24 protein-coding genes are annotated in these 21929 nt (G+C 59.7%); 14 read left to right on the top strand and 10 right to left on the bottom strand.

Going from position 1 to position 21929, the window contains the following annotated elements:
• The 3 genes from AC2TDJ_RS06075 to AC2TDJ_RS06065 form a co-directional block, all read left to right on the top strand.
• Nucleotides 1-86 (top strand): hypothetical protein (locus tag AC2TDJ_RS06075; protein WP_480840253.1); only part of this gene is annotated, 86 nt, incomplete at its 5' end.
• Between the two features lie 48 nt (nt 87-134).
• Nucleotides 135-668 carry a GNAT family N-acetyltransferase gene (locus AC2TDJ_RS06070; RefSeq protein WP_480840172.1) on the top strand — a complete coding sequence of 178 codons (534 nt, stop codon included), beginning with the start codon at nt 135-137 and terminating at the stop codon, nt 666-668.
• A gap of 155 nt (nt 669-823) precedes the next feature.
• Complete coding sequence (locus AC2TDJ_RS06065; protein WP_480840170.1) at nt 824-991, top strand: hypothetical protein; 168 nt, start codon at nt 824-826, stop codon at nt 989-991.
• Here the strand turns inward: AC2TDJ_RS06065 and AC2TDJ_RS06060 are convergent.
• The 3 genes from AC2TDJ_RS06060 to mazG all read right to left on the bottom strand — a co-directional run bounded on the left by AC2TDJ_RS06060 (nt 988) and on the right by mazG (nt 3296).
• A complete protein-coding gene (locus AC2TDJ_RS06060; protein WP_480840168.1) occupies nt 988-1437 on the bottom strand; it encodes a GNAT family N-acetyltransferase in 450 nt (149 codons plus the stop codon). The genes AC2TDJ_RS06065 and AC2TDJ_RS06060 overlap by 4 nt on opposite strands.
• The gene (locus tag AC2TDJ_RS06055; protein WP_480840166.1) at nt 1434-2375 is read right to left on the bottom strand and encodes a nucleoside hydrolase; all 942 of its coding nucleotides are present in this window, start codon (nt 2373-2375) and stop codon (nt 1434-1436) included. The genes AC2TDJ_RS06060 and AC2TDJ_RS06055 overlap by 4 nt, the downstream gene beginning before the upstream one ends.
• A gap of 63 nt (nt 2376-2438) precedes the next feature.
• Nucleotides 2439-3296: a nucleoside triphosphate pyrophosphohydrolase gene (gene mazG / locus AC2TDJ_RS06050; RefSeq protein WP_480840165.1), complete on the bottom strand. Its 858-nt coding sequence runs from the start codon at nt 3294-3296 to the stop codon at nt 2439-2441.
• A 66-nt stretch (nt 3297-3362) separates the two neighbouring features.
• Here mazG and AC2TDJ_RS06045 point away from each other — a divergent pair, with 66 nt between their 5' ends.
• From AC2TDJ_RS06045 to AC2TDJ_RS06030, 4 genes are all read left to right on the top strand, one after another.
• Entirely contained in the window at nt 3363-4526 is a 1164-nt protein-coding gene (locus AC2TDJ_RS06045) for a M20 aminoacylase family protein (protein ID WP_480840163.1), read from the top strand.
• 53 nt (nt 4527-4579) lie between these two features.
• Nucleotides 4580-5542 (top strand): agmatinase, encoded by a 963-nt coding sequence (gene speB / locus AC2TDJ_RS06040; RefSeq protein ID WP_480840161.1) that lies wholly within the window; start codon nt 4580-4582, stop codon nt 5540-5542.
• An 85-nt stretch (nt 5543-5627) separates the two neighbouring features.
• Nucleotides 5628-6575 carry an agmatinase gene (gene speB, locus AC2TDJ_RS06035; RefSeq protein ID WP_480840159.1) on the top strand — a complete coding sequence of 316 codons (948 nt, stop codon included), beginning with the start codon at nt 5628-5630 and terminating at the stop codon, nt 6573-6575.
• A 62-nt stretch (nt 6576-6637) separates the two neighbouring features.
• Entirely contained in the window at nt 6638-7045 is a 408-nt protein-coding gene (locus tag AC2TDJ_RS06030) for a DUF1499 domain-containing protein (protein WP_480840157.1), read from the top strand.
• Here the strand turns inward: AC2TDJ_RS06030 and AC2TDJ_RS06025 are convergent.
• A complete protein-coding gene (locus AC2TDJ_RS06025; RefSeq protein ID WP_480840155.1) occupies nt 6986-7273 on the bottom strand; it encodes a hypothetical protein in 288 nt (95 codons plus the stop codon). The genes AC2TDJ_RS06030 and AC2TDJ_RS06025 overlap by 60 nt on opposite strands.
• Before the next feature lie 63 nt (nt 7274-7336).
• On the opposite strand from AC2TDJ_RS06025, the gene prfA reads away from it, so the two are divergent.
• The 3 genes from prfA (at nt 7337) to AC2TDJ_RS06010 (ending at nt 10056) form a co-directional block, all read left to right on the top strand.
• Nucleotides 7337-8392 (top strand): peptide chain release factor 1, encoded by a 1056-nt coding sequence (prfA, locus tag AC2TDJ_RS06020; RefSeq protein ID WP_480840251.1) that lies wholly within the window; start codon nt 7337-7339, stop codon nt 8390-8392.
• Nucleotides 8389-9234 carry a peptide chain release factor N(5)-glutamine methyltransferase gene (prmC, locus tag AC2TDJ_RS06015; RefSeq protein ID WP_480840153.1) on the top strand — a complete coding sequence of 282 codons (846 nt, stop codon included), beginning with the start codon at nt 8389-8391 and terminating at the stop codon, nt 9232-9234. Before prfA ends, prmC begins: the two co-directional genes overlap by 4 nt.
• Before the next feature lie 240 nt (nt 9235-9474).
• A complete protein-coding gene (locus AC2TDJ_RS06010; RefSeq protein ID WP_480840151.1) occupies nt 9475-10056 on the top strand; it encodes a DUF4167 domain-containing protein in 582 nt (193 codons plus the stop codon).
• Nucleotides 10057-10127: 71 nt separating this feature from the next.
• Here the strand turns inward: AC2TDJ_RS06010 and rsmA are convergent, their stop codons facing one another.
• The 5 genes from rsmA to lptG all read right to left on the bottom strand — a co-directional run bounded on the left by rsmA (nt 10128) and on the right by lptG (nt 16526).
• Entirely contained in the window at nt 10128-10970 is an 843-nt protein-coding gene (rsmA, locus tag AC2TDJ_RS06005; protein WP_480840150.1) for a 16S rRNA (adenine(1518)-N(6)/adenine(1519)-N(6))-dimethyltransferase RsmA, read from the bottom strand.
• Nucleotides 10971-11054: 84 nt separating this feature from the next.
• Nucleotides 11055-12020, bottom strand: a complete 966-nt coding sequence (gene pdxA / locus AC2TDJ_RS06000; RefSeq protein WP_480840148.1) for a 4-hydroxythreonine-4-phosphate dehydrogenase PdxA — start codon at nt 12018-12020, stop codon at nt 11055-11057.
• Nucleotides 12017-13270, bottom strand: a complete 1254-nt coding sequence (locus AC2TDJ_RS05995; RefSeq protein WP_480840146.1) for a peptidylprolyl isomerase — start codon at nt 13268-13270, stop codon at nt 12017-12019. Before AC2TDJ_RS05995 ends, pdxA begins: the two co-directional genes overlap by 4 nt.
• Entirely contained in the window at nt 13261-15426 is a 2166-nt protein-coding gene (locus tag AC2TDJ_RS05990; RefSeq protein WP_480840144.1) for an LPS-assembly protein LptD, read from the bottom strand. The genes AC2TDJ_RS05995 and AC2TDJ_RS05990 overlap by 10 nt, the downstream gene beginning before the upstream one ends.
• The gene (lptG, locus tag AC2TDJ_RS05985) at nt 15426-16526 is read right to left on the bottom strand and encodes an LPS export ABC transporter permease LptG (RefSeq protein ID WP_480840142.1); all 1101 of its coding nucleotides are present in this window, start codon (nt 16524-16526) and stop codon (nt 15426-15428) included. Before lptG ends, AC2TDJ_RS05990 begins: the two co-directional genes overlap by 1 nt.
• A gap of 219 nt (nt 16527-16745) precedes the next feature.
• On the opposite strand from lptG, the gene AC2TDJ_RS05980 reads away from it, so the two are divergent.
• The 3 genes from AC2TDJ_RS05980 to AC2TDJ_RS05970 are packed head-to-tail and all read left to right on the top strand — an operon-like array spanning nt 16746 to nt 19752.
• Complete coding sequence (locus tag AC2TDJ_RS05980) at nt 16746-18212, top strand: leucyl aminopeptidase (protein ID WP_480840141.1); 1467 nt, start codon at nt 16746-16748, stop codon at nt 18210-18212.
• 4 nt (nt 18213-18216) lie between these two features.
• Nucleotides 18217-18675: a DNA polymerase III subunit chi gene (locus AC2TDJ_RS05975; protein ID WP_480840139.1), complete on the top strand. Its 459-nt coding sequence runs from the start codon at nt 18217-18219 to the stop codon at nt 18673-18675.
• A 30-nt stretch (nt 18676-18705) separates the two neighbouring features.
• The gene (locus AC2TDJ_RS05970) at nt 18706-19752 is read left to right on the top strand and encodes an aldo/keto reductase (RefSeq protein WP_480840137.1); all 1047 of its coding nucleotides are present in this window, start codon (nt 18706-18708) and stop codon (nt 19750-19752) included.
• A gap of 66 nt (nt 19753-19818) precedes the next feature.
• On the opposite strand, the gene AC2TDJ_RS05965 is transcribed toward AC2TDJ_RS05970, so the two are convergent.
• The gene (locus tag AC2TDJ_RS05965) at nt 19819-20805 is read right to left on the bottom strand and encodes a GlxA family transcriptional regulator (RefSeq protein WP_480840135.1); all 987 of its coding nucleotides are present in this window, start codon (nt 20803-20805) and stop codon (nt 19819-19821) included.
• Nucleotides 20806-20938: 133 nt separating this feature from the next.
• Here AC2TDJ_RS05965 and bcoG point away from each other — a divergent pair, with 133 nt between their 5' ends.
• Entirely contained in the window at nt 20939-21856 is a 918-nt protein-coding gene (bcoG, locus tag AC2TDJ_RS05960) for a 3-dehydrocarnitine:acetyl-CoA trimethylamine transferase BcoG (protein ID WP_480840133.1), read from the top strand.
• Nucleotides 21857-21929: the final 73 nt, after the last annotated feature.

Below are 21929 nucleotides of genomic sequence, written 5' to 3'. Positions count from 1 at the left end.
TGGCCAAGTACAACCAGCTGATCCGCATCGAGGAAAGCCTCGGTGAGGTTGCGGAGTATGCAGGCAAGGCCATCCTTCGCAAGTGATGTGAGTGGTGCTAAGCTGATCCTCGGTTGCTGTTTGAGGATCGCCATTTGCTGAAGATCATAGAACCCAAGGCGCCGGACCACTTCGATGCGGTTCGGCGTTTGTGTTGGGAATATCGGGATTTCCTGTTGTCGCTGGACGACAGGTCGGCACAGATTGTCGAGACTGTCTATCCGTACGAAAAATATAAGCGCCTGATGGAGGCTGTTGAGACAGAACATACCCCGCCTTGTGGCGGCGCCCGGTTGGCTATGCTGGACGGGCAGGCGGTCGGCTGCGGTATGTTTCACGCGCTGGAACCCGGTGTTGCCGAAATCAAACGGGTCTTTGTCAACGACAAAGCGCGCGGGACCGGGGCGGGGTGCGCCATCATGCTGGCGCTGATCGAACAGTGCCGTGATGACGGGTATGGCTATATCCGAATGGACACGGGCAAGCCCCTTGAAGCTGCGACTCGCTTATACCTGTCTTTGGGCTTCAAGTTGCGTGATGCTTATTCCGATATCCCCGAGGTTGCCAAAGACCATCTTCTGTTCTTCGAAATGGCGCTGGCGTCCGATAAAACCGGAGAGTGCCGTTAACCGGCTGTTTTTTATTCAGAACACCTGATTTCATCGGTCCTAGCAGGCCTAAATGTCATGATGCGATCATCATAAAGATCGTTATGTGTGAACTTGTACCTAAGAAACGCGACACACGTAGCCTATACTCCGGACATTGCAGTAAGGGGGCTACAATGTCTGTATCAAAGATCCTTCTGACGATTTCAGCACTCTCAATCAGTTTCCTGGCCGCTTGTGCAGGACCCGACACCTATCCGATCACAGGAGCAGAAGTTTCTCAGGATGACCCGGTCAGGGGGATGTACAATCCGGATCTGATTTTCCGCGGAGAGTCCCGCTAAAGCGTTCTGCTCATCAGCATGTAGCGTTCGCGGGGCTTGAAACCTGAACGAAAATATAGCTTCTGGGCTGCCTCGTTGGTGCGGTCGACTTCAAGATGCAGGGCGGTCAGCCCCGCCTCGGCAAGGGCTTTGGGGAGCTCTTGCAGAACTTCGGTTGCGATGCCGCGGCCACGCACGGCCGGGCGGATGTAAATCTCGTCCACAAACCCATCCATGCCCCCGAATTCGACCGACCAGCCGAAAGTCAGAATGATGTATCCCAGCGGGGCACGGCCGGGGCCGATCAGATAAACGCATCCATGAGGGATGCCTTCGAGAAGCGGCAGCAGGGCTTCGCGCCTTTGATCGGCATCCTGCTCGATACCTGCTTCGACATGAAAGGCTGAAACCAGAGTCATCAGACGGTCCAGGTCCTCGGGGCGGGCAAGGCGGAGCGCAGCACTCATAGTTTCGCCAACCGCTCGGTGAGCAGGGCAAAAAAGCCATCCGCGTCTATCTCGCCCATGAATATGGCATTCGGAGGGTGATCGGTGACCCGCCACCAGTCTGCGACGGTCATTCCCATGGTCAGTTCGGACTGTGTTTCGATTTGCACGTTGATATGGCGACCCTCGAACAGGTCCGGCCGGATCAGGTACGCGGTCACGCAGGGATCATGCAGCGGGGCACCTTCGGAGCCGTATTTTTCCTTGTCGAACCGCTCAAAAAAATCCGTCATTTCGGCCACTGCATGACCGACTTTTGAGTTCAGTGCGCGGAAGGCATCGTTGCGCTGTTTCGTGACCAACGCATCATGAGTAACGTCCAGCGGCATCACCACGATATGAACGCCGGATTTGAAAACAATATCTGCCGCTTCCGGATCGACGTAAATGTTGAACTCGGCAGCGGGTGTGATGTTGCCGACCTCAAAATACGCCCCGCCCATCAGCACGATTTCCTGAACCCGGTCGATGATGTCGGGCGCTTTTTCAAAGGCCGTCGCAATATTGGTCAGAGGGCCCAATGGGCAGAGCGTTACCGTTCCCGGTTCATGCGCGCGCAATGTGTCGACGATGAAATCGGCGGCGTGGCCATCAGCCAGCGGCATTTCCGGATCGGGCAGAACGGGTCCGTCCAGACCCGTTTTTCCGTGTACATGCTCGGCGGTCACCAAGGGCCGTTTCAGCGGGCGGTCACACCCGGCATAGACAGGAATGTGGCTGTGCCCGGCCAGTTCGCAGACTATACGGGCGTTCTTGGCGGTCAACTCCAGCGGCACGTTTCCGGCAACAGCTGTGATACCCAGAACTTCGATCTCTTCGGGGCTTGCCAGCGCCAGCAGAATGGCGACGGCGTCGTCCTGCCCGGGGTCGGTGTCGATGATGATTTTGCGCGGTGCCATGGCTGCCCTCCGGGGTATTGAAGGGCGGACACTGACAAGAGCGGCCCGCGTTGTCCAGTGGTTTTAGGCGCCGGTAGCGGCATCCACAGGCGGGAGTTTGCCGTTGGCCCGATGCTCTTCGTTTTTGACCTCATCCCACAGCGCGTCCATCTCGGCCAGATCGCTCTGCACGGGTGTTCTGCCGCGTTCCGCCAGCCGCGCCTCGACCTTTCCGAACCTGCGGGTGAATTTGGCGTTGGTGCGTCGCAGGGCGGCTTCGGGTTCGATGCCCAGATGACGCCCCAGATTGACCATCACGAACAGCAGGTCCCCGAATTCATCTTCCAGCGCATCTGCGTCCTTGCTGTCGCGTGCCTCTTCCAGTTCCGCGGCCTCTTCGGTGATCTTGGCAAGTACGTGGCTGGCGTCGGGCCAGTCGAAGCCCACCCGTGCCGCGCGTTTTTGCAGCTTGTAGGCGCGCAACAGGGCGGGCAGGTTGGATGCCACCCCATCCAGCGCACCTTTTTGTTCTTTGCCGGCGCGTTCTGCGGCCTTGATGGCCTCCCAATCCACGGTTTGCTGATCGGCGGATTTATCGCGGGATTCGTCGCCGAATACATGTGGATGACGGGCGACCATCTTGTCCGACATGGAGCGCACCACGTCCTGAAAAGCGAAATGCCCCGCTTCCTCGGCCATTTGGGCGTGAAACACCGACTGGAACAGCAAATCGCCCAGTTCGCCCTTCAACTCGTCCCACGCCTGCCGTTCAATGGCGTCGGCGACCTCGTAGGCTTCTTCGATCGTATAGGGTGCGATGGTGGCGAAATCCTGTTCGATGTCCCATGGGCAGCCCGTTTCCGGGTCGCGCAGACGGCGCATGATTTCCAGTAAACGCTCGATCCCGGCGTCCGAGTCATGGATCAGCGGATTTTCAACCATTGCGAAGCCCCTTATTCCGGTGTCAGATGCATCCATCTCGCAGCTTGGATCAGGAGTCCACCCCAGATGCCCGTCGTCAACCGCATTGCTGAATTCACCGCCGATATGACCGAATGGCGCCAGCACCTGCATTCGATCCCCGAACTGGAGTTCGAATGCTACGAGACCTCGGCCTTTGTGGCTGAGCGTTTGCGCGAGTTCGGAGTGGATGAACTGCACGAGGGAATTGCCAAGACGGGAATCGTCGCCATCATCAACGGGCAAGGAGAAGGTCCGACGATCGGTCTGCGCGCAGATATGGACGCGCTACCGATTCCGGAAGAGACCGGCGTCGGCTATGCCTCGAAGAACCCGGGCAAGATGCATGCCTGCGGTCATGACGGGCACACCACGATGCTGCTGGGTGCCGCACGCTATCTGGCGGAAACGCGGAATTTCAGGGGCCGGGTCGCGCTCATCTTTCAGCCCGCCGAGGAAGAAGGTGGCGGCGCCGGGGTGATGGTTGAAGAAGGTGTCATGGACCGGTTCGACATTTCCCAGGTCTATGCGCTGCACAATGCGCCCGGGTTTGAAGAGGGTACGTTCTACACGACGCCGGGCCCGATCATGGCGGCCGTCGACACGTTCGAGGTGCATATTCAGGGCGTCGGCGGCCATGGCGCCATGCCGCATGAAACCCGGGATCCGGTGATGGCGGCTTGTGGTATTGCACAGGCGATGCAGACCATCGTCAGCCGCAATCACTATGCGCTGGACGATCTGGTGGTGTCGGTTACGCAGATACATACGGGAACGGTGAACAACGTGATCCCGGACACGGCGTATATCAACGGCACGGTGCGCACTTTCGACCCTGCCGTTCAGAAAATGGTTATGGAACGGATGGAGCAAATCGTGCAGGGGCAGGCCACCTCTTACGGGGTCGAGGCGCGGCTTGAATATCAAGTGAGCTATCCTGCCACGATCAACGACGCTGAAAAGGTTGCTTTCGCCGCCGACGTTGCCCGCGAGGTTTCGGGTGCTGAACGCGTTAGCGCCAATTCCGGCCGCGAAATGGGGGCCGAGGACTTTTCCTACATGCTGCAGGTACGGCCCGGTGCCTACTTGTTCTTGGGGCAGGGCGATGGCGCGGGCCTGCACCACCCGAAATACAACTTCAACGATGAAATCGCGCCGGTGGGTGCATCCTTTTTTGCGAAGATCGTGGAAAAGGCGCTGCCTGTGGCTTGACGTTAACGCGCGTCGCCAGCCCATCGGGAACTTTGGAAGGAAGAAAACCCGATATGGCATTGGAAGATGCAAAGAACCAGGTGGACGAGGCGTTCACCAACCCGGATCTCAAAGGTCTGTCTAATGAGAATACCTTTGGTGGTGCGACGTCGTTCCTGCGCCGTCTCTATACAAAGGATCTCAAGGGCGTCGACATTGCGGTGACCGGTGTGCCGTTCGATCAGGCGGTTACCAACCGTCCCGGCACTCGGCTGGGTCCTCGCGCCATCCGCGAGGCCAGCGCGTTGCAGTCGCCCGATGCGCCATACGGCTGGCCCTTTGACGCGCTCAGCGAACTGGCAATCGTGGACTACGGTGACATGGCCTATGACTACGCCAATATCCCGGCCTTTCCGGATACACTGACTGATCATATCCGAACCATTCTGGCGGCTGATGTGGCCTCTGTCGCCTTGGGTGGGGATCACTATATCAGCTTCCCGATCCTCAAGGCTTATGCCGAGAAATATGGGCCGATGTCTTTGCTGCAGTTCGATGCGCATACGGACACATGGGCCGATGACGACATGTCACGCGTGGATCACGGGACAATGTTCTACAAGGCCGTGAAATCGGGGATAGTCGACCCGAAGCGATCCGTTCAGGTGGGCATTCGTACAACAAATGAGGATACGCTGGGCGTCAACATCATCGACGCCCGCGAGGTTTACGAATCCGGCCCGGCCGCCGTGGCCCAAAAGATCAAAGGCATATTGGGCGACAGCCCGGTTTATCTGAGCTTCGACATCGATGGGTTGGACCCGGCTTTTGCGCCCGGCACCGGTACGCCCGTTTGGGGCGGGCTGAGTTCCATTCAGGCGCAGATCATCCTGCGGGACATCGCCGGGATAAACATTAAGGGGGGCGACGTCGTCGAGGTCTCACCCCCGTTTGACACTTCGGGCGCGACGGCGATTGCCGGGGCGCATGTGGCAACGCAAATCATCTGCTTGTTGGGGTGGAACAAGCTGATTTAGGGGTTTTTGCGCAAGGCATTAACTTTTGGTTAGCCATACTTCCGGTATTTGCAGACCCAACGGGCCGGATGGGAGAACAACACGCATGACAGACTACAATCAACCGATCAGCGGTAACGACCTTGCGCGGTTTTCCGGGCCGAACACGTTTATGCGTTTGCCGCAGGCGTCTTCGCTTGATGGGCTTGACGTGGCAGTTCTTGGGATTCCGATGGACATCGGCACCTCGTGGCGGTCGGGGACGCGGTTCGGGCCAAAACAGATCCGCAGCGAAAGCGCTATGATCCGGCCTTACAACATGGCGACGTTCGCTGCACCTTTTGACAGCCTGCAAATCGCGGATATTGGCGATCTGGCGATCAATACGTTCTCGCTGGCAGACAGTCTGAAGATCATCAAGGATAGCTATGACGGTATTCTGGCGCAGGGTGTGATCCCGGTTGCCATGGGTGGGGATCACTCTATTACACTGCCGATCCTGCGCGCGATTGCCGCCAAGCACGGCCCGGTCGCACTTGTGCATGTCGATGCCCATGCCGACGTCAATGACGAAATGTTCGGTGAGCGTGAGACCCACGGCACTGTCTTCCGTCGCGCCTACGAGGAAGGGCTGATCGTTCCCGACAAGACTTTCCAGATCGGTATCCGCGGCTCGGGCTATGCCGCCAGCGATTTTACCGAGGCTCAGACCTGGGGATTCCGTCAGTTTCCCGCGTGGGATCTGTGGCAGCAAAACCTGACCGAGATCGGCTCGCAAATCCGCAAAACGGTTGAGGACCATCCGATCTATGTTTCATATGACATCGACAGCCTGGACCCGGCTTACGCACCCGGTACCGGAACGCCCGAAATTGGTGGATTAACAACGCCTCAGGCGCTGCAGTTGATCCATGCACTGGCGGGGATGAACGTGGTGGGCTGCGATCTGGTCGAGGTGTCTCCTCCCTATGATCCCTCGGGCAACACAGCATTGACTGCGGCAAACCTGTTATTCGAGCTTTTGTGCATTCTGCCCGGAGTGACGTCGCGATAAGCGGCTGGGTGGGTTGTGCCATTCATTGTTCGCGGTACTTTTCCCAAAAGTATGAGAACAGGATGAAGATGATCATTCCATTGCTGCTGGTGGGGCTGCTGGTGTCACTCGGCGCCTATGTTCGGCTGACCCCATCCAACCCTGACCGTTGGCATGTCGCGCCAGTTGGCGATGTGGACCGGGATATGAAAGGCGGCGTTCTACGCGTCGTCGAAACCGGTCCAGGCGGATTGGCTCGTTTGGATGCGATCGCGCGTGACACCGCGCGGACCAAAGTTGTTGCGGGATCTGTGGCGAAGGGAATGATCACTTATGTCACACGTACGCCCGTATTGGGATTTCCGGACTACACAACTGCGCAGCAGGACGGCGATATCCTGCGTATTCATGCAAGGCTGCGGTTTGGGCGGTCAGATTTTGGGGTGAACCGGGATCGTGTCGAAGGGTGGCTTGTCTTGTTGCAACCCTGAGGACAAGCACCCTTCCTGCACCTCACGCCACATCGGTACGTTCAGCGACATCTGACACTGCGCCATGAACATGCGGCCGTCGACTTGCAGGCAAATCATCTCTCCCAACTCGACGCGTGACCCGGATTGGTCGGTACAATAGCAATCCTGAACCTTGCCGCCGGGGCCAATTACATCGGCCAAGGCAGGGGATGCACACAGGGTCAGAGCAAGCACAATCCGTTTCATGGCTCTAAGCTTAGCACGATGCAGCCCCTTGACCAAAGCCCCCGGATGATAGACACCGCCGTGATGATCCCCGAAGAACGCCTTGAACAGATAACTCAGCGATTCCAGTACCTCGAAGCGGCCATGGCCGATGGCGCCTCGGGCGGGGATATCGCGGCATTGGCCAAGGAATACTCGGACCTCAAGCCGGTGGTCGATCAGATCACCGCCTGGAGACAGCTGGTGGCCGATCTGGCCGAGGCCGAGGCGATGCTGGCCGATCCGGACATGAAGGAACTGGCCGAGGAAGAAATACCGCAGCTACAGGCGCGTATCCCCGAGGCCGAGCATGCGCTACAACTGGCGTTGCTGCCCAAAGACGCGGCCGATGCGCGTCCGGCGATGCTTGAAATCCGGCCCGGAACCGGAGGCGACGAGGCGGCGCTATTTGCCGGTGATCTGCTTCGCATGTATCAGCGCTATGCCGAGGCTCATGGCTGGCAGTTCGAGATTATCGAGGAACAGGCCTCGGACCTGGGCGGCATCAAAGAGGTTGTGGCCCATATCAAGGGCGACAATGTCTTTGCCCGAATGAAATACGAGTCCGGTGTGCATCGGGTGCAGCGCGTGCCCGAGACGGAAAGCGGCGGGCGGATTCATACCTCGGCGGCCACTGTGGCTGTGCTGCCCGAGGCGGAGGACGTTGATATCCAGATCGACGCGAATGATATTCGCATCGACACGATGCGCAGCTCGGGTGCGGGTGGGCAGCACGTGAACACGACGGATTCGGCTGTTCGGATCACGCACCTGCCCAGCGGTATCGTGGTCACCAGCTCGGAAAAGTCTCAGCATCGCAACCGCGAGATCGCGATGCAGGTTCTTAAAACGCGGCTTTATGATCTGGAGCGGCAGCGGATCGACAGCGAGCGTTCTGCGGATCGCGCCAGCCAGGTCGGCTCGGGCGACCGGTCCGAGCGGATCAGGACCTATAATTTCCCGCAGGGCCGGATGACGGACCACCGTATCAACCTGACGCTCTATAAGCTGGATCAGGTGATGCAGGGCGATCTGGACGAAGTAATCGACGCGCTGACCGCTGACGATCAGGCACGCTTACTGGCCGAGATGTCTCAATGACCGGGGCGCAGACAGCGGCACAGGCAATGGTTGCGGCCACAGCACGCCTGCGGGCGGCGGGTGTACCCGATCCGGCTCGCGATGCGCGCCTTTTGCTGGCCCATGCCGCCCGCGTTGAAGCCAGCCGCGTGACCTTGATTGCGCCGGAAGAGCTACCGCTGGATATAGCAGAACGTTACGACCAGTTGGTCTCGCTGCGCGCCATTCGGGTGCCGGTTTCGCATCTGTTGGGCGAGCGGGAGTTCTACGGCCGTCGTTTTCGTGTCAGCGGAGACGTGCTTGATCCGCGACCCGAGACCGAAGCTCTGATTGAAGCGGCGCTTAGTGAGCCATTCGATCACGTTTTGGATCTGGGAGTGGGTTCGGGCTGCATCCTGATCACTCTGCTGGCCGAACGCACCAGTGCCTCGGGCGTTGGTGTTGATCTGAGCGAGGCCGCATGTCTGCAAGCTAGCGCCAATGCGGTGCAGCATCAGGTGCAGACTCGGACCGAGATTCTCCAGTCAAATTGGTTTGGAAACATTGAGGGGAAATTTGACCTTATTGTTTCTAATCCACCATATATCTCGGTTTCCGAGATGGACGAACTGTCCCCTGAAGTGCGCGAGCATGAGCCGCGATTGGCCCTGACGGATGAAGGCGATGGACTGGGTGCGTATCGCCAAATCGCGTCCGCTGCCCCTGATTTTCTGGTCCCGGGCGGGCGTATTCTGGTTGAGATCGGGCCGAAACAAGCTTCGGATGTCTCGGCTTTGTTCGATGCGGCTGGATTGTCGAATATTCGCGTAATCCACGATCTCGATGGCCGGGACCGGGTCGTGGGTGCCAAAATGCCTGGATAATGCGCGATTCTGCGGCTGAAAAACGCCGGTAATTGTAAAAAAGCTGCGAAATTTCTGACAAACCCCTTGTCTGCGCGCGCAGGACATGTTTACTCAGGATTAGTCGGCGAGGTTGACGCTGCTTCAGCGCACCCCTGACGCCAAGCCCAAAAAAGTCGATGACACGTTACGGGACAAGCCTCTGAGCAGCGTAAGGTACGGGTTGATCGACAGCGAATGACAAGGCTGACGTAAAATAAGATGAGATCCTCCAAATCCCGCTCGCGGGCCAAGAACAACCGCAATCGTCCTTCTGGCGGCAACGTCGTAAACCGGGTTTTTGACAGCTCGGGCCCCGAGGGCAAAGTGCGTGGCACACCGCAGCAGATCATTGACAAGTACAATCAGTTGGCGCGCGACGCTCAGCTCTCCAATGACCGCGTGGCCGCCGAGAACTTTCAGCAGCACGCCGAGCATTACCTGCGCCTGCTGAGCGAAGCGCAGCGCGAGATTGAAGCGCGCCGCGAAGAGCAGGAGCGCCAGAACCGCGAGCGTCAGGCCGAGCGTGACCGTGAACGCGCCGAGCGTCAGGAACGCGAAGCAGCACGCCAGGCAGATTTGGCCGAAGCACCGCAACCGGATGTCATGAGCTTTGACGCTCCGGCCGAGGCGCCGGAAAGTGGTCTGGTCGAAACCCCTGAAAGCAAGGACAATGCCTCTGCGGCGGCGTCCGAAGCACCGGAGCGGAAGGAAAAGCCTGCGCGCAAACCCCGTGCCCGCAAACCCAAACCCGCGCCGGAGCCGGCTGCCGACAACGGCGACGCACCGGAGGCGGCGGAATAGTCGCTCCACATCATTGTATATGAAGACAAGGAACCCTGGCCCAGTCGCCGGGGTTTTTTCTTTGCTTGATGTCAGGGATTGCGAATTTCGCGGGCGAGCGCGCAGAACGCCTCCAACGGAACCTGTTCGGCGCGTTCGGTGGGTTTGATCCCAGCAGTAATCAGACGGTCTTCGATATCTGGCGCGACACCTTTCAGCGAGGCGCGCAGCATTTTGCGGCGCTGGTTGAAGGCCGCTGCCACCACACGCGACAGGGTAGCTGCGTCGGCCGGATAGCGCGGTTCTGGCAGGGCGGTCAGGTGGACCACGGCGCTGGAGACCTTGGGCGGAGGCGTGAATGCGCCGGGGGGCAGCGACATGGCAATGCGCGCCTCGGCCCGCCATTGGGCGAGGATGGCGAGGCGACCATAGGCCTTGCTGCCCGGATGGGCCGAGATGCGATCGGCCACTTCGCGTTGAAACATCAGTGTCAGGCTCTGCCAGAACGGTGGCCATTCGGGCGGGGTCAACCAGCGGACCAGAAGCTCGGTGCCCACGTTGTAGGGCAGGTTGGCGGCGACGCGGATAGGTGGCGTCAAATGCGCCAGCGGGTCAAGTTCCAGCGCGTCACCGTTGATCACCTCGAGCCGACCGGGATAGGCAGCAGCGATATCGTTCAGTGCGGCGATGCAACGCGTGTCTTTTTCGACCGCTACAACTTTGCGCGCGCCTTCGGACAACAGACCGCGAGTCAGGCCACCGGGACCGGGGCCGATTTCCAGCACGTCGCATTCCGTCAGGTCGCCCGCCTGCCGCGCGATCTTGGCAGTCAGGTTCAGGTCCAGCAGAAAGTTCTGCCCCAGCGATTTGCGTGCTGAAAGCTGGTGAGTTGCGATGACTTCGCGCAACGGCGGGAGGGTGTCGATGGCGCTCATGATTGGTCTACCGTGGCGCGGAACGAACGGGGCGCGCCAGAGATTTCTTGCCTCCGGCAGGGATATTTTCGGCCAGGTGAAGCATCAGCCGCTTTGGGCCATGCGCTGCGCCAGTTTCAGGGCTTCGATCAGGCTGGTTGGGTTGGCGACATTCTGACCGGCAATATCCAGTGCGGTTCCGTGGTCGGGTGAGGTGCGAATGAAGGGCAGGCCCAGCGTCACATTCACGCCCCGGTCAAAATCCAGTGTCTTGATCGGGATCAGCGCCTGATCGTGGTACATCGCAATCGCTGAATCATAACGGGCGCGAGCGGCAGCGTGGAACAGCGTGTCGGCCGGGTGCGGGCCGGTGACCGTATAACCGCTGGGGTTGAGGTCAGCCAGCAGTGGCGCGATCCAGTCCAGCTCCTCGGTTCCCATTTTGCCGCCTTCACCGGCATGCGGGTTGAGGCCTGCGACGGCGATGCGCGGCTGTGCTATTCCAAATTGGGCGCGCAGTCCGTGGGCGGTGATCTCAATGGTTTCCCGCAACAGTTCCGGCGTCAGTGTCGTTGCGACTTCGCACAGTGGTATATGGATCGTGGCGGGCACCACGCGCAACTGGTCGCTGGCCAGCATCATGACCACCCGGTTGCGTTCGGCCAGGGCCGCCAGAAACTCGGTATGGCCGGGATAGGCGAAGCTGGCGCCGTCAATCAGTGCCTTTTTGTGGATGGGCGCGGTACAGAGTGCCGAGGCAGCGCCGGATTTCACCATCTGCACGCCTTGTTCGATGGCTGCAATGACCGACGGTGCATTGGCGGGGTCTGGGTGCCCGGGAACATTGGAGGCAGGGAAATCCCTATGCAAAACCGGCAAGGCAGAAGTGCTGGCAGCCCGCGCCTGAGAGGTGTCCGCCAATTCGGCCACGGGGGTTCCCTTGGGCAGATGCGAGGCGTCACCGATATAGACGAAAGGACAAGTGTCGCGCAGCGCGTCCCAGGCCTTGGCCGCGATTTCGGGTCCTATGCCGGCCGGTTCACCGCAACTGAGCGCAATGGGGCCGGTCATTGCTCGATAATGACGGCGTCTGCCCTCAGCTGCTCCAGCAGGCTTTCAGCGAAGGCTTGCAGACGTTGCTGCGTCAGGGCGTTTGCAACATCCACGCGGGACGTATCTTCACCCAGATCGCGCGTGCGGTTGCACATCATCAGGAACACAAGCGTCTGCCCGTTGTTGCGCGTCAGAGTGGTGGAGACCTCATTCGGGTCGAGCTTTGCCAGCTCCAGCGCGATGTCGCGCGGAATCTCTGAGGGCGCGGCTGAGACACGGTCCAGCACCTCGGGCGGCTGATCTTTGGCAATACCGTATAGGTCGTCACAGGTATCGATTTCTTCTTTCAGCCGGGCTGCTGTCGCCAGCGTTTCGGTGCTGCGGCCTCCGGGCAAGTAGTAGACCGCGTAGTCAATCTTGGAGTATTGGGGCGCACCGGTCGAGACCTCACGAATTCCGCGCATCTGGAACAATGCCACGGCGTTGGGCAAGGTTATCGGCTCGGTGATCTCGCCATTCTTCAGACCCAGAATAACCGGCTGCAGTGCGGGGGGCAGGTTTGTGATTGGCAGCCAATCGAGGCGCCCGCCATTCTCGCGGGTAACAGCGCCCGAGTATTGCGTTGCTGCTGCTGAAAACGCCTCCTGGCCTTCTACCTGTGAAATCTCCTGTGCCAGGGCATCGGCTTGCGCGAGGGTTTGCGGAGTCACGGGAATGATGAGCTCGGACAGCAGAACTTGCAGCCCGCCGCCGCCGCCCTGTCCCATGGCGCGGTCAATCTCTTCTTCGGTCGGTCGTGCCTGCGAGATAAAACGTGCCGAGACGTAATCCCGCCACGACATCTGATCGGCAACGAAATCACGAACGGTTTCAGGGTCGATTCCCGCCTCGCCGAGTATCTGAAGAAATTGATCGGTACTCAGCTGTCCGCGCGCGGCAAATTCATCGATTCCGGTCTGAACGTCTTCGGGTGCGGCCTGAATACCGGCTTCGCGCATGGCCTGTTTGCGCAGACGATCGTCAATCAGGGCCTGCCGAACCTCTGCTTCCGAGCTGCCGGGAACACCGAGGATCTCAAGAAACTGTTGCCGTTGCTGTAGTTCGTACCAGGTGACGATGTCCTGATTGACCCGAATGGCCGGAGAAAACAGGCTTTGCGCGCCGGCATGTGGCGGCGCCCCGACGATCAAAGCGGCGGCCAGTGCCGGGAGGGCCGGTTTGCACCAGACAGAACGGAGTAATTTGGTGAATCCTGAGATCAGCTGCATGTTTTCTTGTACTTCTTACCACCGCTTTCGACGGAATACCCTGTCAGGGCAACGGTAAAGCCGATTTCCGTCGAAGGCTCAATACTTGATGTCGAGGTAAAGCGCCGCCTTACGGACATGTTAACCTGGACGCATTCGTTACTGTACGTCACGCCGACGCCGAACCGGATGGGTTCGGATTCGGCCAGATCATAGCGTGCGAAGGCGCTTGTCAGCCAGTTCTGATCGATGCGGTGACGCCCGGTCAACCAGAGTTCCGAGATTTTGTCGCCGGGGCTGATTGCCGGATCAGGCTCTTGCCAGACATAGCTGCCAGTCAGCAGGGTTGCATCTTTCGACCAGGCTGTTCGGATTTCGGCCGAGCTAAAGCTGAGATCGTCGTCCAGCAGCCCACGCGCCGCCAGAGACAGGCCCTTGCCATTGTCCAGCTGACCGGCCAGCAAGATGTCGGACGCGGTGCCCTGCAATCCGGATGTCAGCGTGAAATCGGGGTCGGCGGTTGAGCGGAACACTTGACCGATCGTTGCCCGCGCGCGCCATCCAGATGTGTCAAACCGCGACCAGTTCAGGCCAAATACCGCGGTCGTCCCGTCTTCGCGGCGATCTTCGGCGGGAAAGCGCGACAGGGACAGCAGGTTGCCCTGGTCGAACTCCTGAAATGTACTCTCGTCGTTCGGGACATCCGTGTCCGACACATGGGTCCAGCCGACCTGCGCGATCGGTTCCAGAATTTGCGTCGCGCCTGATTGTTCGCGACGCAACATGGGATAGCGCAAAGTCAACGCGGCGCGCGGCGTCGAGCGGGTGATGCTGTTCGGATAGGTGCTGTCGTTCGTGATGTCGAACGTATCGACCGAGGCACCGATCTGCGCATCAGCCCTGATGCCCGTGGCAAAGGTCCAACTGCGTAGCCATTCGGCATCAAATGTCGCCCGTGCAACATCGCGGCCGATGATGTCCTGATCGCTGGTGCGTTCATGGGCATGACCGATAAAGGCCAGCTGAACTTCGCCACCCAGCCCGCTGGGAAAAAAGCGTTTTCGATAGTTCAGGTCGAATACGCGCGATGGGATTTCGTCCTGCTGTTCACTGTCGCGCAGCGTTTTGTAGTGGATAAACCCGGTTTTGAAAGCCGTATCGCGCTTGATCCGCTCCAACGCGATTTCGCTGCGCAACCGATCATAGTCGGGCAATCCGTAATCGGCGAGATATGCATCGTCCGAGGCGGTCTGGATGTTGAAGGTCAGTCGGTAATCGTTCTTCAGGTTGAACCAACCGTTGGCAAAGAAATAACCCCGGTCCTGATCCAGTTGCAGGTCGTCGCGTGTAAAAGCGCCTTCGAACTCGATGCGACCATACTTGAAGGCCTGCCGATAGCGGTAGCCCAGGGTCCGGGTGTTCGGCGACACATACGGCGTCAGGGTCAGGTCTTTGTGATCGCCCAGTTTGATGAAATACGGAACCTGTACTCCGGTGCCCAATTGCGACGTTGTGCGAATGGAAGGCACCAGGAACCCGGTAGCCCGCTCTAGCGTTGGATCGGGCAGGCGAAGGGCAGGAAAATAGAAAACCGGCACATCACGGATGAGAAACTGCGCGCCTTCGAAATACAGTTGGCGCTCAAGCTGATCATGGGTCACTTTGCGCGCCCGTATCTGCCAAAGCGGCGGCCTTCCATTTGAGCATACATGGCACGAGGTGGCCGCAACCTTGCTGAATTGCGTATAACGCCCCGCCGCACGGTTGGCCTGCACCGAGGCGACCTGAACCTGCTGGTCAAACACCATTCGCGCACCGGTCAGCAGGCCGTTCTGAATGCCGCTGTCCAACTGGGCGGTATCGGCCAGCAGGGTGGTTCGACCGCCCTGATCAATGCGTATTGGCCCGGTCAGCGTCAATTCTCCGGTTTCCCGGTCATATACGACCTTGCGGGCCGTCAGTTTGACGTCACCCTGAAAGGCTTCGACATTGCCTTCGGCCACAAGTTCGCGGTCGGGCGTGATGAAGATACGGTCAGCCACCAGCAGTGCGGGTTCGTCCTGTTGCGTTGCCGATTGATCCGGATTTGCGCCACCCGCCGCGGATTGGGCCGCTGCCGCCGCCGGAAGTGAAAGGATCAAAGTGGTGGACAGGAGAAGTGAAAGGATTGGCCGCATCAGCCATCCTCCGCATGCAGCAAGAGGCCCAGAGACAGAAGAACTGCCGCAAAGGGCGGGGCCCAGGCTGATACGAAGATTGGCAACTGGCCGTTTTCACCAAGGATTTGCGCGAAATTGCGGACGAAGTAGATTGCAAAGCCCAACAGAACTGCGGACAGAACGGCGACACCGGTCCCGCCAAACCGCACGTGGCGCATGGTAAAAGCAGCGCCGATCAGCACCATCGAGACAAGAAAGAAGGGACGCGCCAGCTGCACCTGTAGCCAAACCTCATATTGTTTTGTGGAAAAACCCGCCTCTCGCAGATCTCGAATCAACTGCGGCAGGTCATAGACCGACACGGAATCCTGCTGGCCCAAGGTGTCGAGAATCCGGTCGCGCGTCAGCGTCGTGGGCAGGTTCAGGACTTCGTGGGTTATTGCATTCGTTTCAGGGTTCAGGTCGTTCTGCAAAGTCCAGACCTTGGCCTGACGCAGGGCCCAGTGACCGTTTTCCAACTGAGCGTGGTCCGCAAGGATTTGCTCGATCGGTTTGCCGTCTGGCGAAAACGTAGTGATCGTTACGTCGCGCAAGCCGAACTTGTCTCCGTTCAGCGTGCCCAGGGCATGTATGACCGACTGCCCTGAAGCCGAACCCTGACGCAGCCACAGTCCTTCGCGGCTGATGGACAGGGTTGAAATGCCGTTGTTGCGATAGCTGTCTGAAAGGCGCTGATATTCTTCGGACGTGGCGGCGGCAAAAGGGTTGAGCAAGCCCACGGCCAACGCTCCAATCAACAGCGCCAATGTGACCGGAGCGACCAGGGCGCGGATGCCGGACCGGCCAATGGCACGCGTTACCACCAGCTCCGAACTTCGGGCCAGGCCGACAAACAGCGCGATCGTCGACAGGATCATCAAAAGGGGCAGAATCTCGCTGATGGCTGCCGGCGTATTCAGCAGCGTCAATTGCAACAACTGCCCGAACGACAGATTCGCTTCTTCAAAGCGGCGGGCCTGCTCGATCAGGTCGATCAGCATCATCAACGTCAGAAAAATAGCGCCGATCACGACAAAGCTTTGAATGAAACGGCGGGCGAAATAGCGGTCGAGGATCACGCAGGCACCCTCGGTATTCGGTGGTGATCGGGAATCACCCGAACCGTGCCCCGGCATGCTGGCCTTTGCTTGCCGAACTCTGTCACTTCACTGCCCCCTGGTACCCGTCGGTTATTTTCGGGCGACCATAGTGTAATTGCGGTGCGGGGAAAACTGCTATCTGGTCAACTGCGGCGGCGCGGGCTAGGTCTTGTGCAAAGTTTTTTCCAGGAGAACCTCATGAGCAGTCTCGTCCCCGTCCGTTTTCAACCGTTTGACCTTGACCTGATGGCGCAAGCCGAAGGGCGTGTGGTCATCGTCGTTACCGAAGACGGCAAAATGGGGCCCGCGGTGCGCCGGGCCAATCGCTTGACGCGTGGTGCCGTGGCACGGCTGATCGAGAGTGAAAGGTTCGAAAAGGTCAAGACGGGCGAAGTTATCTCGCTTGCCTGGCCGGGCGGTATGGCGGCCGAAGCGCTGGATGTGCTGGTACTGCCCCGTCGTCCCGATCAGGATGATGCTCGAAAGGGCGGGGCGAAGCTTGGCAAGCTGGCGGCGGGCAAGTCCGTTCTGGTGATGGCCGGAAATCAGAACCGAACTGAGGATTTGATCTTGGGGATGGTTCTGCGCAGCTATGATTTTGACGTGCACAAGACCAAGGAATCGGACCCGACGGGCGAGATTACCGTCTGTCACAACAAGCCGGACGAGGCGGAAGCGGCCTTTGCGCCGCTCTATGCCGTTGCCGACGGCGTGCGCATGACGCGCGACCTGACCAATGAGCCCGCCAACGTGCTGACCACGACCGAGTTTGCCAACCGCCTGTCCGAGATGCAGGAACTGGGGCTCGCGGTTGAAGTCCTGGAAGAAGACAAGCTCGCCGAATTGGGCATGCGGACGCTTCTGAGCGTCGGGCAGGGCTCGGACAGCCCTTCGAAAGTTGTGGTGATGCAGTGGAACGGTGGCGACAAGGACGACGCGCCATTGGCGCTGGTCGGTAAGGGTGTGGTGTTCGATACCGGTGGTATCTCGCTGAAACCGGCAGCGGGCATGGAAGACATGACCATGGACATGGGCGGTGCTGGCGTCGTTGCGGGTACCATGCGCGCGCTGGCCATGCGCAAGGCCAAGGCGAATGTCGTGGGCCTGGTTGGGTTGGTCGAGAACATGCCATCGGGCAATGCCTCGCGCCCCGGAGATGTGGTCAAGTCGATGAAAGGTGACACGGTCGAGATCATCAACACCGATGCCGAGGGCCGTTTGGTACTGTGTGATGTGATGTGGTACGCGCAGGAACGCTTCAAACCGGTAGGGATGATCGACCTAGCGACCCTGACGGGCGCGATCATCATCGGTCTGGGGCATGAGAACGCCGGTGTGTTTTCGAACAATGACACGTTCTGCGATGCCTTCCTGAAATCGGCCAAGGCCGAGGATGAGGGCGCGTGGCGCCTGCCTTTGGGTAAGGCGTATGATGAGCTGCTGAAATCGCGGATCGCGGATATGAAAAATGTGGGCGGACGGCCTGCGGGCTCGATTACTGCGGCACAGTTCCTTCAGCGATTTGTCAAAGAGGAAACACCGTGGATTCACCTGGATATCGCAGGCGTTGCCTCGGTGTCGTCGGAAACCTCATATGCGCCAAAGGGGGCGACTGGCTGGGGCGTGCGCGCGCTCAGCCGGTTCGTGCAGGACAATTTCGAGTAGGCACATGGGAGCCGTCTATTTCTACCACCTGACCCGTCAGCCGCTGGAGCACACTTTGCCGGTGCTGTTGGGCAAGGCGCAGCAGGCCGGGTGGCGGATTGCCGTGCGGGGCACAGATCCCGCACGGATGGACTGGCTGGACGAAAAGCTGTGGCTTGGGTCCGACGACGGGTTCCTGCCTCACGGTCGCGCCGGTGGCCCGCACGATGCGGCGCAGCCCATATTATTGACGACCGACGCGCACGCCGCCAACGATCCGTCTTGTGTCATGGCCGTTGATGGGGCGTCTGTCGAACCGGATGAAGTTACCGCGCTGGAGCGGGTGTGCATTCTGTTTGACGGAAACGATCAGATGGCCGTTCAGCACGCGCGCGGTCAGTGGAAGGCACTGACCTCTGCCGGGTGCTCAGCGCAGTATTGGTCCGAGGAATCAGGGCGGTGGGAGAAAAAGGCCGAAGCCTGACCGGTCGCAACTTTTTCAGGAGATGATTTTATGACAAAAAAGCCATTGGGCCGCACCGGTATTTTGGTGTCGGATATGTGCCTTGGGACAATGACTTTCGGAACCCAGACCTCTGAAGTCGAAGCGCATCGACAGATGGACATGGCGCTTGCGGCAGGGATCAATTTTGTCGACGCGGCGGAAATGTATCCGGTGAATCCGGTCTCGAAAGAGACGATTGGGCGCACCGAAGAGATTCTGGGAAACTGGAACGCCGCCAACCCGTCGCGCCGCAGCGATTACGTGCTGGCCACCAAACATTCCGGCGAGGGATTTGTACACGCCCGTGGCGGAGCGCCGATTTCCAGAGAAACGATCCCCGAAGCGATCGAAGGCTCGCTGCGCCGTTTGCAGACGGATTGCATCGACCTCTATCAGTTTCACTGGCCCAATCGCGGAAGCTATATGTTTCGGAAGAATTGGGAGTATGCGCCGACGGGAGGAAACAAGGACGAGGTTCTGGCCGAGATGCAAGGCTGTCTTGAGGCCCTGCAGGCGCAGGTCGACAAGGGCAACATCCGCGCATTCGGCCTGTCTAATGAAAGCGCGTGGGGGACGGCGCAATGGCTGCGACTGTCTGAGGAGACGGGCGGGCCGCGGGTAGCGTCGATCCAGAACGAATACTCCCTTTTGTGCCGCCTGTTCGATACGGATCTGGCCGAGCTGTGCTTGTTCGAGGATGTCGGTCTGCTGGCATTCTCCCCGCTGGCCGCCGGGTTTCTGACCGGGAAATATCAGGGCGGAGCTGTCCCCGAAGGTTCACGGATGTCGCTGGTGCCGCAGATGGGCGGGCGCAAGACGGCGCGGGTATTCGACGCGGTGGCGGCCTATCTGGAGGTGGCCGACCGCCACGTGCTGGACCCCGTGCATATGTCGCTGGCCTGGTGTCGCAGCCGACGCTTTATGATCTCGACCATATTTGGAGCGACAAATGTGGGCCAGTTGGAGCACATTCTGGATGGATTGGATTTGGTGCTGCCGGAAGACGTTCTGGCTGAAATCAATGCGGTCCATCGGGCGTATCCGATGCCGTACTGAGGGAAGGGGGCTCTGCCCCCGTCGCCTTTGGCGACTCCCCCGGGATATTTTTGGCCAGATGAAGCTTTAGTGATGTGTAGGTTGGGTTCGGTCCTGCCTCAGGTCGCGGGCTGACAAGCCGTGCGCAGTGCGAAAGGCGCGCGCAAAGCTGGATTGTGAAGCGAAGCCCGTGGCCAGCGCCACGTCCATCAGCGGCATGTCGGTGTCGGTGACCAGGCGACGGGCCTCGGCCAGGCGCAGTTGCAGATAGTGATCCTGCGGTGTGGTGTTCAGGCGCAGGCGGAACTGTTGTTGCAGGGTGCGGGGGCTGGTGCCCAGCCGGTCTGCGATATGGGCCAGGGGCAGGGGGTCGTCCAGCGAGGTTTCCATCAGCGAATTGGCGCGTGCTGTCAGAGCGGTGTGTCGGTGCGGCGCCCCGGTGCGGCTTTGTGGTTTCGAGCGTTCGGGAGCCCCATCGTAGAGGAACAAGCCCGACACACGGGCCGCAAATCCAGCCCCATGACGGGCGGCGATGACGTGCAGCATCATCTCGATCGCTGGAATCGCGCCCCCAGAGGTCAATCGTCCATCCGAGACGGTGAATCGGTCCGGCCGCACCATCACATCGGGGAAGCGGGCGGCGAAATTGTCCAGGTCTTCCCAATGGGTCGTGGCAGCGTGTCCGTCCAGCAATCCGGCCTCGGCCAGAAGCCAGGGGCCGCCATCAATACCCGCCATGGTCGCCCCGGTTGCCGCGATGCGACGCAAGCCTGCCAGCAGGCTGGGGGTTGCGTGGCGGGCCAGTTGAAATCCGGCAATCACGATCATCAGGTCGCAGCCGTCCAGTCGGGCCAGCGGAATGCCGGGAACACTGAGTGCGCTGGTCAGCATTGCGGGTTCGGACCCGGCTGTGACGTAGTCCCAATCGAAAGCGGGCCGATCCGCCAAGCGGTTGGCCGCGCGCATCGGGTCAACGGCCGATGCAAAGCTGAGCGTGTTGCATTCGTCCAGCACCAGCACAGCCGTTTTCAGGGCGCGATGTTCGGGCTGAAGTATGTTTTTTGCGGATTTCATCAAGTTCGATTCGCATCTTGGAAAGTTGTTTTCACAAGGCTGCGCCAGAGTCGGGTGAGAAAGCAAATCGGAATCCGGGGAGAAGCCTGGGGAAAACTCAGCTCGGAACCGGGTATAACTTGGGGAAAAAGTCATGCCTCTGGAAATGAACCGCGAAGTCTTCATCACCTGTGCCGTCACCGGCTCGGGCGGAACACAGGATCGAAGCCCGCATGTTCCGCGCTCGCCGCAGCAAATCGCCGACAGTGCGATTGCCGCCGCCAAGGCCGGCGCGGCTGTGGTGCATTGTCACGTGCGCGATCCTGAAACCGGGGCGCCCAGCCGCCGTTTGGATCTGTATCGCGAGGTGACGGACCGTATTCGTGAGGCCGATGTCGACGTCGTGCTGAACCTGACTGCGGGCATGGGCGGGGACATCGTGTTCGGTGGTGTCGAGAGCCCGTTCCCGGTGAACGAGGCCGGGACCGACATGATCGGTGCGTCGGAACGTGTGTCGCACATTGCGGAGTGCTTGCCCGAAATCTGCACTCTGGACTGCGGCACCATGAACTTTGCCGAGGCCGACTACGTCATGACGAACACTCCCGGTGCGTTGCGGGCGATGGGGCAAATGATGACCGACATGGGTGTGAAGCCCGAGATCGAGGCATTTGACACTGGCCATCTGTGGTTTGCCAAACAGTTGGTGAAAGAAGGTATTCTGGAGCCCAACGCGCTGGTGCAGCTTTGCATGGGTGTACCGTGGGGTGCGCCGGATGATCTGAACACCTTCATGGCGATGGTGAACAATGTGCCCGACGACTGGACGTTCAGCGCGTTCTCGCTTGGCCGTAACCAGATGGCTTATGTGGCGGCCACAGTGCTGGCGGGTGGCAATGTGCGCGTGGGCCTCGAGGACAACCTGTGGCTGGATAAGGGCGTTCTGGCTGAAAACTGGCAACTGGTCGAACGTGCGGGCACGATTATCGAAAACATGGGGGCAAAGGTGATCGGGCCGCAGGAAGTGCGTGAGAAGCTGGGGCTGGTGAAACGGCCACCGGCGGCGAAGTGAAGAAGGATCAGGCTTGGGGGCCAGCCCCCAAACCCCCGGAGTATTTTGAAAAAGATGAAGAACGGCGAAATCA

The organism is Ruegeria sp. HKCCD6647-2 (assembly GCF_057221075.1).
This window is presented reverse-complemented; position numbering and strand designations above follow the sequence as displayed.